The 11,758-nt window shown below is 65.3% G+C and carries 11 protein-coding genes; 7 read left to right on the plus strand and 4 right to left on the minus strand.

Translation table 11 applies throughout. The features are described 5' to 3' along the window. From ACFP9U_RS19735 to ACFP9U_RS19760, 6 genes are all read left to right on the plus strand, one after another. On the plus strand, window positions 1-261 hold a 261-nt coding region (locus ACFP9U_RS19735; RefSeq protein WP_378624079.1), incomplete at its 5' end, for a hypothetical protein. Between the two features lie 252 nt (window positions 262-513). Then, complete coding sequence (locus tag ACFP9U_RS19740; protein WP_378624080.1) at window positions 514-3,318, plus strand: [protein-PII] uridylyltransferase; 2,805 nt, start codon at window positions 514-516, stop codon at window positions 3,316-3,318. A gap of 67 nt (window positions 3,319-3,385) precedes the next feature. Continuing rightward, window positions 3,386-4,948 (plus strand): murein biosynthesis integral membrane protein MurJ, encoded by a 1,563-nt coding sequence (gene murJ, locus ACFP9U_RS19745; RefSeq protein WP_378624081.1) that lies wholly within the window; start codon window positions 3,386-3,388, stop codon window positions 4,946-4,948. 70 nt (window positions 4,949-5,018) lie between these two features. Further along, window positions 5,019-6,086 carry a tryptophan--tRNA ligase gene (gene trpS, locus ACFP9U_RS19750; RefSeq protein ID WP_378624083.1) on the plus strand — a complete coding sequence of 356 codons (1,068 nt, stop codon included), beginning with the start codon at window positions 5,019-5,021 and terminating at the stop codon, window positions 6,084-6,086. 91 nt (window positions 6,087-6,177) lie between these two features. Further along, on the plus strand, window positions 6,178-6,669 hold the full coding sequence (locus ACFP9U_RS19755; RefSeq protein WP_378624084.1) for a universal stress protein: 492 nt from the start codon (window positions 6,178-6,180) through the stop codon (window positions 6,667-6,669). Between the two features lie 91 nt (window positions 6,670-6,760). Beyond that, window positions 6,761-7,333 carry a NifU family protein gene (locus tag ACFP9U_RS19760; protein ID WP_378624086.1) on the plus strand — a complete coding sequence of 191 codons (573 nt, stop codon included), beginning with the start codon at window positions 6,761-6,763 and terminating at the stop codon, window positions 7,331-7,333. A 121-nt stretch (window positions 7,334-7,454) separates the two neighbouring features. On the opposite strand, the gene ACFP9U_RS19765 is transcribed toward ACFP9U_RS19760, so the two are convergent. Next, window positions 7,455-8,078 (minus strand): L,D-transpeptidase, encoded by a 624-nt coding sequence (locus ACFP9U_RS19765; protein WP_322451021.1) that lies wholly within the window; start codon window positions 8,076-8,078, stop codon window positions 7,455-7,457. 229 nt (window positions 8,079-8,307) lie between these two features. Here ACFP9U_RS19765 and ACFP9U_RS19770 point away from each other — a divergent pair, with 229 nt between their 5' ends. Next, the gene (locus ACFP9U_RS19770) at window positions 8,308-8,805 is read left to right on the plus strand and encodes an MmcB family DNA repair protein (RefSeq protein ID WP_378624088.1); all 498 of its coding nucleotides are present in this window, start codon (window positions 8,308-8,310) and stop codon (window positions 8,803-8,805) included. A gap of 3 nt (window positions 8,806-8,808) precedes the next feature. Here ACFP9U_RS19770 and ACFP9U_RS19775 read toward each other — a convergent pair whose 3' ends face one another. The 3 genes from ACFP9U_RS19775 to ACFP9U_RS19785 all read right to left on the minus strand — a co-directional run. Next, on the minus strand, window positions 8,809-9,375 hold the full coding sequence (locus ACFP9U_RS19775) for an ActR/PrrA/RegA family redox response regulator transcription factor (RefSeq protein ID WP_322451273.1): 567 nt from the start codon (window positions 9,373-9,375) through the stop codon (window positions 8,809-8,811). 30 nt (window positions 9,376-9,405) lie between these two features. Continuing rightward, window positions 9,406-10,752 carry an ActS/PrrB/RegB family redox-sensitive histidine kinase gene (locus tag ACFP9U_RS19780; RefSeq protein ID WP_378624090.1) on the minus strand — a complete coding sequence of 449 codons (1,347 nt, stop codon included), beginning with the start codon at window positions 10,750-10,752 and terminating at the stop codon, window positions 9,406-9,408. Window positions 10,753-10,794: 42 nt separating this feature from the next. Beyond that, a partial coding sequence (locus ACFP9U_RS19785; RefSeq protein WP_378624093.1) for an ATP-dependent helicase C-terminal domain-containing protein occupies window positions 10,795-11,758 on the minus strand: 964 nt, incomplete at its 5' end.

Below are 11,758 nucleotides of genomic sequence, written 5' to 3' on the forward strand. Positions count from 1 at the left end.
CTCGCCGGCTTGCCGGCAGCGGTCGTCGAGCGTGCGCGCGAGGTGCTGCACCGGCTGGAAGAGAGCGAGACGGGCGGCCAGGCGGCGCGGATCGTTGATGACCTGCCTCTCTTCACGGCGGCCGTGCGCCAGGAGCCGGTGAAACGACAAACCGACAGCAGGCTGGTCGAGACGCTTGCCGGCTTCAATCCCGACGAAATGACCCCGAGGGAGGCGCTCGACGCGCTCTACCGGCTGAAGGCGCTGGATTCGGGCGATTGAGGTGGCCATTTTACTGCCCCTGTAAAAAGGTTATAGACGCGGGCGAAAACGGTGGTGCGTGCCTTTTCCCTCGCCCTTCGACAAGCTCAGGATGAGGGAAAAGGCAAGGAGATGTAGCCGCTGGCTTGGGCGCTGGGATTGGTGCGAACACAAGCCCTCATCCTGAGCTTGTCGAAGGGCGAGGGCGAGATGCCCTTCACCCTGTTGATTCCAGCCGCACCCGGCATCTGACGGCAGCCACACGGAGACCGGATGGCGAAGATTCCTCTGAAACTCGATCAGATCATCGATACGGCGAAATTGCGGGAAGAGCTGGACACGCTGGCCGCGAAGGGAGTCGAGGTGCCCGAGACCCGCAACCGGGTGATGAAGCTTCTGAAAGCGCGCCTCAAGGAAGGGCGGCAGACGGCCGAGGCCATGCTTTCCGAGGACGGCAGCGGCACGGCCTGCGCCACGCGGCTCTCACACCTGATGGACGAGATGATCCGTGCGCTGACCGGTTTCGCCACCACCCATGTCTATCCTTCGGAGAACCGTTCCGCCGCCGAGCGCATGGCGATCGTCGCCGTGGGCGGTTACGGGCGCGGCACGCTGGCGCCGGGCTCCGACGTCGACCTTCTCTTCCTGCTCCCCTACAAGCAGACCCCCTGGGGGGAGCAGGTGGCCGAATACATGCTCTACATGTTCTGGGACATGGGCCTGAAGGTGGGGCACGCCACGCGCAACATCGACGAATGCATCCGCCTGTCCCGCACCGACGTGACCATCCGCACCGCGGTGTTGGAGGCGCGCTTTATCTGCGGCGACGAGGCGCTCTACGATGAATTGATCGCCCGCTTCGACCGGGAGGTGGTCAAGGACACGGGGGCCGAATACATCCACGCCAAGCTCGCCGAGCGCGACGCCCGCCACGCCAAGGCCGGCGAAAGCCGCTATCTGGTCGAGCCCAACATCAAGGACGGCAAGGGGGGCTTGCGCGACCTCCATACGCTCTTCTGGATCGGCAAATATTACTACCGTGTGCGCACCAGCCGCGAACTGGTGGAAAAGGGCGTCTTCACACGGCGCGAATACCGGCAGTTCGCCAAGGCGGAGGATTTCCTGTGGGCGGTTCGCTGCCACATGCATTTCCTCACCGGGAAGGCCGAGGAGCGGCTGCATTTCGACATCCAGCGCGATATCGCCGAACGGCTCGGCTATACGAGTCATCCGGGACTGTCGCCGGTCGAGCGGTTCATGAAGCATTACTTCCTGAACGCCAAGGCGGTGGGCGACCTGACCCGCATCTTCTGCGCCGCGCTCGAGGAGGAGCAGGCCAAGCACGTGCCGGGCTTCAACCGCATCTTCCTCACCTTCCAGCGCCGCAAGCGCAAGCTCGCCGGAACCAGCGACTTCGTCATCGACAATCACCGCATCAACATCGCCGACGAGGGTGTCTTCGAGCGCGATCCGGTCAACATGCTGCGCCTCTTCTGGTTCGCCGACCGGCACGGGCTGGAATATCACCCCGAGGCACTCAAGCTGCTCACGCGCTCGCTCAAGCTGATCGACCGCAACCTGCGGCGCGACGAGGAGGCCAACCGCCTCTTCATGGACCTGCTCACCTCCGGCCGCGATCCCGAGCTCAACATGCGCCGCATGAACGAGGCCGGCGTGCTGGGGAAGCTCATCCCCGATTTCAACAAGATCGTCGCGATGATGCAGTTCTCGATGTATCACCACTATACGGTCGACGAGCACCTGATCCGCTGCCTGGGCGTTCTGGCCGAGGTGGAGCGTGGCGACAGCGAGAAGACTCACCCGCTGATCCATTCGCTCCTGCCCGGCCTGAAACAATGGCGTTCGGTCCTTTACGCGACGCTTCTCTTTCACGACATCGCCAAGGGCAGGCCGGAGGACCACTCCGTCGCCGGCGCCCGCATCGCCCGCCGCCTTTGCCCGCATATGGGGTTCGACGCCAACGAGACCGCGATGGTGGCCTGGCTCATCGAGCATCACCTCACCATGTCCATGACCGCGCAGATGCGCGACCTCAACGACCGCAAGACCATCCAGGATTTCGCCGCCATCGTGCAATCGGTCGATCGGCTGAAGCTGCTGCTCGTCGTTACGGTCTGCGATATCCGCGGCGTCGGCCCCGGCGTATGGAACGGCTGGAAGGGCCAGCTCCTGCGCACCCTCTACTACGAGACGGAACTGCTCCTGACCGGCGGTTTTTCCGAAGGCTCGCGCGCCCAGCGGGCCGCGACCGCGCGGGCGACGCTGGCCGACGCCCTGGGCGAGGCCGGATGGCCCGAGGCGGAGGCGCGCCGCTATGTCGACTTGCACTATGAGAACTATCTCCTGGCTGTCGATACAGAGGACCAGATCCGTCACGCGGATTTCATCCGCGAGACAGACCGCAAGGGCAAAGCGCTCTCCACCATGGTCAAGCCGCACAGCTTCGAGGCGGTGACCGAGATCACCGTGCTGGCGCCCGACCATCCGCGTCTCCTGTCGGTGATCGCCGGCGCCTGCTCGGCGGCCGGCGCCAATATCGTCGACGCCCAGATCTTCACAACCACCGACGGCCGCGCGCTGGATACCATCCTGATCGGCCGCGCCTTCGAATACGACGCCGACGAGCGCCGCCGCGCCGAGCGTGTCGGCGCGCTGATCCAAGATGTGCTTTCCGGCAAGTCCTACCTGCCCGACGTGATCGAAAAGCGCGGCAAGTCCCGCCGCGGCACCAGGGCCTTCCGCGTCGAGCCGCGCGCGGAGGTGCGCAACACGCTGTCGAACCGCTTTTCCGTCATCGAGGTGGAGTGCCTGGATCGTCCCGGACTGCTCTCGGAGGTGACCGGAGCCATCTCCAACCTTTCCCTCGACATCGCCTCCGCCCACATCACCACCTTCGGCGAGAAGGTGATCGATACCTTCTACGTCACCGACCTGACGGGCGCCAAGGTCGAGAACCAGGACCGGCTTGCCGCCATCCGGCGGGAGCTTCTCGAGGTGTTGGAAAAGGGGCCTGCCAGGCGCGGCAGCGGGGCGCGGGCGAGGACGGTGGTCGCGTGAGGCGGGTCGGTGAGCTTGGGCTAGTGGAGACTGAATACGAGTGCACCTCCCCCGGAGCCTCCGCCCCATGAGCCTCATCGCCAAGTTCGCGAGCGTCGGCAGCGCCACCATGGCGAGCCGCGTGCTCGGCTTCGCCCGCGAGGCACTGATCGCGGCGACGCTCGGAGCGGGGCCGGTAACGGACGCGTTTTACGCCGCCTTTCGTTTCCCGAACCTCTTCCGCAGGCTCTTTGCCGAAGGCGCCTTCAACACCGCCTTTATCCCCCTTTTCTCCAAGGAGATGGAGGGCGGAGGCATGGAGGCGGCGCGGAAGTTCGGCGAGGACGTACTGGCCGTGCTCCTGACGGTGCTCCTCGGGCTCAGCGCCCTTGCGATGATCTTCATGCCTTTCCTGGTGGGCACCGTGGTTGCGCCGGGCTTCGCCGACACGCCGGAGAAGTTCGACCTCACGGTCGTCATGACACGCATCATGTTCCCGTATCTCCTCTTCATGTCGCTGGTGGCGATGCTGTCGGGCGTCATGAACTCCATGCGCAAATTCTTCGTCGCCGCCCTCGTGCCGGTGCTGCTCAACGTGATCCTGATCGCCGTGCTCGCCGCGGCTATTTTTGCCGACATGACGCCGCGCGTGACCGGCCTGTGGCTTGCTTGGGGCGTTCTCGTCTCCGGCATGGCGCAGCTTTTCATCCTGATCGTCGCCGTGCGCCGCGCGGGCTTCACCATGCGGCTCGACGTGCCGCGCCCGACACCTGCCGTGCGCCGCCTGCTCGTCCTCATGGCGCCCGCCCTCGTCACCGGCGGCATCATGCAGATCAATCTCCTGGTCGGCCAGATCATCGCCTCGGCGCAGGACAGGGCCATTGCGCTCCTGAACTTCGCCGACCGCATCAACCAGCTCCCGCTCGGCATCATCGGCATCGCCGTTGGCGTCGTCCTGCTGCCGGAACTGTCGCGGTCGCTCAAGGCGGGCAATCACGCCGACGCGCAGCACCTGCAAAACCGCTCGCTCGAATTCGCGCTCGGGCTGACCTTGCCGGCAGCGGTCGGTCTCATGGTGATCCCCGCGCCCATCGTCGGCCTGCTCTACGAGCGCGGAGCGTTCACCGCGGTCGACACACGGATGACCGCCGCCGCGCTCGCCGCCTTCGCTTCCGGACTGCCGGCCTATGTGCTCATCAAGGTATTCCAGCCGGGCTTCTTCGCGCGCGAAGACATGAAGACCCCCATGTGGTTCTCGCTGGTGACGGTCGTCGTCAACATCGCGCTCAGCCTGGCTCTCTTCCCGCTCTACGGCCATGTGGCCGTCGCGCTCGCCACGGCGCTTTCCTCCTGGGTCAACGTCGTGTTGCTGTCGGGAACGCTCTGGCGGCGCCACCATTTCCGCCCGTCCGCCCCCACCGTGCGGCGCATCGCCATGATCGTGCTTTCGAGCGCGGTGATGGGGGTGGTGGCCTACGGTCTGGACATGATGCTCCTCGATCCTCTGGCGGGCGCCTCACTGGCATTGCGGGCGGGGGCAACCCTGGCGGTCGTCGCCGTTGCCGCGATCGCCTATTTTGCGCTCGCCATTCTGACGGGCGCCGTGGACCGGGCGGAGCTGAAGGCGGCCCTCAGGCGGCGCGGGGCTTGATTGCACGCGCGGCCTCGTCCATAAGCCCCCACGCGCGGCGGCGCCAATCGGATTTTCAGGGAATTCGTCCATGAGTGAGTTCAGCCAGCTCGTTTTTTCCGGAGTGCAGCCCACCGGCAATCTCCACCTCGGCAATTATCTCGGCGCAATTCGAAAGTTCGTCACGCTGCAGGACAGTTACGACTGCCTCTACTGCGTGGTCGACCTGCATTCGCTGACCGCCACCCTGGTTCACGACGACCTGGCCGAGCAGACCCGCGGTATCGTCGCCGCCTATCTCGCCTGCGGCCTCGACCCGAAGAAGAACATCATCTTCAACCAGGCGCGCGTGCCGCAGCATGCCGAGCTTGCCTGGATCTTCAACTGCGTCGCCCGCATCGGCTGGATGAACCGGATGACCCAGTTCAAGGACAAGGCCGGCAAGGACCGCGAGAACGCTTCCCTCGGCCTGCTTGCCTATCCGAGCCTGATGGCCGCCGACATTCTGCTCTATCGTGCCACGCACGTGCCCGTGGGGGAGGACCAGAAGCAGCATCTGGAGCTGACCCGCGACATCGCCCAGAAGTTCAACAACGATTTCTCCGGCCGCATCGCCGCGCTCGGCTACGGCGTGGAGATGGAGGTCGGAGAGGAGCGCGTCAACGGCTTCTTCCCGCTCACCGAACCGTTGATCGAGGGACCGGCCACGCGCGTCATGAGCCTGCGCGACGGCACGAAGAAGATGTCGAAATCCGATCCTTCGGACCTTTCGCGCATCAATCTGTCGGACGACGCCGACGCCATCGCCAGGAAGATCCGCAAGGCCAAGACGGATCCCGAGCCGCTGCCGGGCGATCCCGAAGGGCTCGCCGGCCGCCCGGAAGCCGAAAACCTGGTCGGCATCTATGCCGCCCTGGCGGACATGACGCGTGAAGGCGTGATTTCCGAGTTCGGCGGCCGCCAGTTCTCCGAGTTCAAGCCGGCGCTTGCCGATCTTGCCGTTTCGAAGCTGAGCCCGATCACCGCCGAAATGCGCCGCATTTCCGCCGATCCGGCCTATGTCGATGGCGTGCTGCGCGATGGCGGAGAGCGCGCCGGCGCACGAGCCGAGGAAACGATGAAAATGGTCCATCAGATCATCGGTCTGCTCGCCGACTAGTCAAACCAGATCTACGCGGCTTGCCGCCTGCTTCCGCCGATGGCAGATTATGCCACGCGCATGCGGGCCTGCCTGCGAGAAAGGAACGTGCATGGTCTCCAAACGCCTCAGCCGGGAAGCCGGCCACAAGCGCAAGTTCCTGGCGATCGTCGACGAGACACCCGAATGCGATCGCGCCGTGGCCTATGCCGCGCACCGGGCCAGCACCACCAATGGCTCGGTGGTGCTCCTGTTCGTGGTCGAGCCCGGCGATTTTCAGCATTGGCTCGGCGTCGAGCAGATCATGCGCGAGGAGGCGATGCAGAACGCCCAATCGGCCCTGAACACCTTTGCCACCAAGATCCGCGAAACCATCGGCATCGAGCCGGAACTGGTGGTGCGCGAGGGCAAGACAGCGGATGAGATCCACGGGCTTATCGAGGAGGACCAGGACATCGCCATCCTCGTTCTGGGCGCCAGCAATGCCAAGGAAGGCCCGGGTCCGCTCGTTTCCTCGATCGCCGGAAAGGGGGCGGCCTTTCCCATTCCCGTCACGGTCGTCCCCCATAGCCTGACCGACGAGGAGATCAAAAGCCTGGCATAGAACTGGCCCATACCTATATGCGGCTTGAACCCGACAGGCTTTCAGCCTATTTTAGAATTATTCCAAAGAATGCCGCACGGAGATGCCGCCGATGTTCATCCAGACGGAAGCAACCCCCAATCCCGCGACGCTCAAGTTCCTCCCGGGACGGGTGGTCCTTGACGAGGGCACGGCCGATTTCCGTGATGCCGAGGCCGCTCGCGCCGCCTCGCCGCTTGCCGGGCGCCTGTTCGACGTACCGGGCGTCGTCGGCGTCTTCTTCGGCTACGACTTTGTCACCGTCACCAAGGAAGGGGCGGATTGGCAGCATCTGAAGCCTGCCGTTCTCGGCACCATCATGGAGCATTTCATGTCCGGCCATCCGGTCATGGCGGAGAACGGGACGGGCGCGGAGGCGCCCGGGAGCGAGTTCTACGATGCCGCCGACGAGGAGATCGTCGCCACCATCAAGGAACTTCTGGAGACGCGCGTGCGCCCGGCGGTGGCGCAGGACGGCGGCGACATCACCTTCCACGGCTATCAGAACGGCACCGTGTTCCTGAACATGCGCGGCGCCTGTGCCGGCTGCCCGTCTTCCACCGCCACGCTGAAGCACGGCATCCAGAACCTGCTCCACCATTTCGTTCCGGAAGTGCAGCACGTCGAGCAGGTGCAGGCCGGCTGATCCGGCCCGATTGCCCGGCTTGGGTATAGCCTCTCACATCGCAAGAAAAAACCGGGCCGCTAGGACCCGGTTTTTTTATGAGCTGCCCGTTTCGGGGCCCGTCATATTGCCGAGACGGTTCTCATCCCTTCACGATTACTTTAGCACCAATGTCCGTGCGGTTGTAAAGATCAATTATATCCTGGTTGAGCAGACGGATGCAGCCCGAGGACATGGCTTTGCCGATCGACCACCATTCCGGCGTGCCGTGCAGGCGGTATCCGGTATCGCCGCCCTTGTTGAACAGGTAAAGCGCGCGCGCGCCGAGCGGATTGCTGATGCCCGGCGGCATGCCGCCCCGCCATTTGGCGAGCTCCGGCTGGCGGCGGATCATGGGCGCCGGCGGCGTCCAGGTCGGCCACTCCCGCTTCATCGCCACGCGCGCTGTGCCCGACCACTCGAAGCCCTCGCGCCCGACGCCGATGCCGTAGCGAACGGCCTTGCCGTCCTCCATCACGAAGTACAGGAACTTTTCCTTCGTATCGACGACGATCGTGCCCGGGTCCTCATCCGTTTCATAGGAGACGATCTGCCGGTGGTAGGTGCGCGGCACCTTGTAAATCGGAATGCTCGGCAGCGTATACCCGGCATCCTTCACGGAACCGTACTCGGCGGTGAAAATCCGGCTCGGACCGCCGGCAACACAGCCCGCCAGAACCGCCGACAAGCCGAGAACGGCGGCAACAACAAACGTTCTCAATGTCATGAGAAAAATCCGATCCCCCTCGCAGGTGCCATGGTCATGGCCCATTTTCGCCATCATTCTTAAAGTGCGCGTTAATGTTTTGCCAAGGCGGGATATCGCTCGCTTAAGGTGATATCACCGCTTGCGGGGCAGCTATTGCAGATCGGCAACACCGGCTGGGCCGACATGCATGCCGCTCTCCGCCCACCGGTCCCTTCCACCATGTGTCGAATGCTGGCATTCTGCGCCCATGCCGATCATCTCGCCCGCCCCCGTCAACCCGCTCGCCGATGGCCGCCAGTCGGATCGCGCGATGCTCATTCGCCGCGGCGTCCAGCGCCTCCTCATGGACATGGGAGCGGCGGTCGTGCCCGAGCTGTCGCTCGCCACCGGTCGGCGTGCCGATCTCGTGGCGCTCACGGCCAGGGGCGATATCTGGATCATCGAGATCAAATCCTCGGTGGAGGACTTCCGCGTCGACCGCAAATGGCCCGACTATCGGCTTCATTCCGACCGCTTCTTCTTCGCCTCGCATCCGGACGTGCCGGAGGAGATCTTTCCGGAGGAGTGCGGTTTCATCCTGTCGGACGGCTACGGTGCGGAAATCCTGCGCGAGGCGCCGGAGCACCGCCTGGCGGCGGCCACGCGCAAGGCAGTGACGATCCGCTTTGCCCGCGCCTGCGCGGCGCGGCTGATGGCTGCGGAACTCGCGGGCGTTCCGGTCCCCTTGCTGGATGAGGATGGCTGAGGATCAGCGCGGCGCGCGCTTCGCCAGGATGCGCTGCAGGGTGCGCCGGTGCATGTTCAGCCGCCGGGCGGTTTCCGAGACGTTGCGGTCGCACATCTCGTAAACGCGCTGGATATGCTCCCAACGCACCCGGTCGGCCGACATGGGATTTTCCGGCGGCTCGGCCCTTTCGTGCGGCTGTCGGGTGAGCGCGCCGTAAATATCGTCGGCGTCGGCGGGTTTCGACAGGTAATCGATCGCGCCGAGCTTCACCGCCGTCACCGCGGTGGCGATATTGCCGTAGCCGGTCAGGATGACGGTGCGCGCGTCTTTGCGCTTCTCGCGAATGGCCGAGACCACATCGAGCCCGTTGCCGTCGCCCAGCCGCATGTCCACCACGGCGAATGCCGGCGCGTCCACCTTCACTTTTGCTAGCGCCTCTTCCACGCTTTCGGCTGTCTCGACGGCGAAACCGCGCCCTTCCATGGCGCGGGCCAGCCGCGCCAAAAAGGGCCGGTCGTCGTCAACGATGAGCAGGGATCGCTCTTCGCCGGGGATGTTCTGTATCTGGTCTGCTGCTGGGTCGGTCATCATCGGTCTTCTGCTTTCTTCCCGCCAGATTTAAGCGGTTTCCCCGCGTATTTCCAGTTTTTCACGGTCGGTGAAGACTTCGTCGCCGCCGGCGAGGAACCGTTCGCGCGGCCAAGAGATGTCCACCGTCGCGCCCTTGCCCTTGTCGCCGGCGTTGGAGAACACGATCGTCGCGCCGGAGCGCTCGAGCAGCGTCTTGGCAATGAAGAGTCCCAGCCCCAGCCCGCCGCCGGAACTGCCCGTGCGTCGCTTGGACATGTAGGGCTCGCCGATGCGGTCGATGATTTCGGCGGGAAAGCCGGGCCCGTCGTCGACGAGGCGGATATGGACCGTTTCGGCGTCCCAACTCCAGATGACGTTTACCGTTTCGCGGGCGAAATCGACCGCGTTTTCCATGAGGTTTCCAAGCCCGTAGATGACGCCGGGGTTGCGCCGGCCGACAGGCTCCGGACCATCGGTCAGGCCCGCCTCCATCCTAATTTCGATCCCGAAATCGCGGTGCGGCGCGGCCGTCTCCTCGATGAGCGAGGTAAGCGGCAGGCGGGCCAGATGCGCCTCGCCCTGCGAGGAAAGGCTGGTGAGCTGCTTCAGGATCTCCCGGCAGCGCTCGGTCTGCGAGCGTAAAAGCGTGACGTCCTCGCGAAAACGCGGATCCTCGGTGAGCGCCTTTTCCATTTCGCGCGCCACCAGCGCGATCGTGGCAAGCGGGGTGCCGAGCTCGTGCGCGGCTGCCGCCGCCAGCCCGTCGAGCGCCGAGATGTGCTGCTCGCGCTGCAGGACGAGCTCTGTCGCCGCCAGCGCGTTGGCCAGAAGCCGCGCCTCTTCCGCCACGCGATAAGCATAGATGCCGGTGAACGCGATCGAGGACACCACGGCGATCCACATGCCGGCGACGTACAGGAAGGGCATGGTGAGTGCCGTGCCCGGATACCAGGGCAGCGGCAGGTGGAAGAAGGCGAGCAGGCTCGCGAGCCCGACGACATAGACCCCCAGGAGCGCCGTCCAGGCGAGCGGCAGCGAGGTGGCCGAGATCACCACCGGCACCGTCATCAAAAGCGAGAAGGGGTTGGTGAGGCCGCCGGTGAGATAGAGCAGGCCCGCAAGCTGCGAAGCATCGAAGGTCAGGATCGCGAGCGCCGCGACGGGCGGCAGGAGATGCGCGGTCGGAAAGCGGAAGGTGAGATAGAGGTTCAGCCAGGCGGACGCAGCGATCAGCACGAAGCACGGGCCGACGGGCAGCGGGAAGCCCAGCCCGTAGGCCACCGCCAGCACCGCTGCGCTCTGGCCGACGATCGCCAGCCATCTGAGCCTGATCAGCGTATTGAGGCGCAGGCTGCGGCTGCGGCGCGTATTCGGTGTCTGTGTCTCTTCAAGCATTGGCGCCTTTATGTGCCTTCACATGCCGGCGGCCAAGTATTTTTATTGTCGCGATTTCGCGCGTCTGGTGGGGGCGGTTGTTGCCGGATCCTCCGGCCAGACATGCTTGGGATAGCGCCCGCGCATGTCCGCGCGCACATCCGCCCACGAGCCCCGCCAGAAGCCGGGCAGGTCGCGCGTCTTCTGGATCGGCCGATGTGCCGGCGACAGAAGTTCGAGCGTCAGCGGCAATCCGTCCGCCACTGTCGGATGCTCCGTAAGACCGAAAAGCTCCTGGACGCGGACGGCCAGCACGGCCTCGCCGTCCGCGTAGCGGATCGGCAGGCGGCTTCCCGTCGGCGCGGTGAAATGGCTGGGCGCCTCCGCATCCACCCGGCGCTGCAGATCATGGGGCACCAGCGCCATCAGCCCGTCGGCAAGCGCGCGGCCTGAAATGGCCGAAAGCGACGGTTCGCCGGTGAGAAACGGCAGCAGCCATTCCTCGAGCCGCTCCGTCAGCGTCTCGTCGGTCACGTCCGGCCAAGGCGCGCCCCTGGTCGCGTGCAGGAAGGAAAGGCGCGCGCGAAGGCCCTCCGCCTCCCTGTTCCAGGGCAGGACGGAAAGGCCGTGCGCGCGCACCGCGTCCAGAACCGCCCGGTCCGCCGCCTCGCCCTTAGGCGCCGGCAATGCCTGCTCGCCGAGCACGACCGCCCCCAGCCGCCGCGTCTGGCGCTGGCGCACCATGCCCCTGTCGCGATCGAACAGCGTTTCCACTTGCGTTTCGATGCGGTGGCCGAGACGGGCGGCGATATCCTCCTCGCTGACCGCGCCGGCGGCGGTGATCCGCGCATTGCGCGCCTTGCCGTGAAGATCGGCCACGACGAGACAGGCTTCGCGGGCAAGCGGCTCTTCCGCGTCGATCTGGCCGCCGCGGCCGTTGGCAAGCACGAAACGGCCGTAGTCGCCGCGTGCCTTTGCGACGCGATCCGGCCAGGCATGCAGCAGCAAAGGTCCCGCATGCGCGGGC

The sequence above is a fragment of the Nitratireductor sp. GCM10026969 genome, from assembly GCF_042660605.1.
Lineage (GTDB): Bacteria > Pseudomonadota > Alphaproteobacteria > Rhizobiales > Rhizobiaceae > Chelativorans.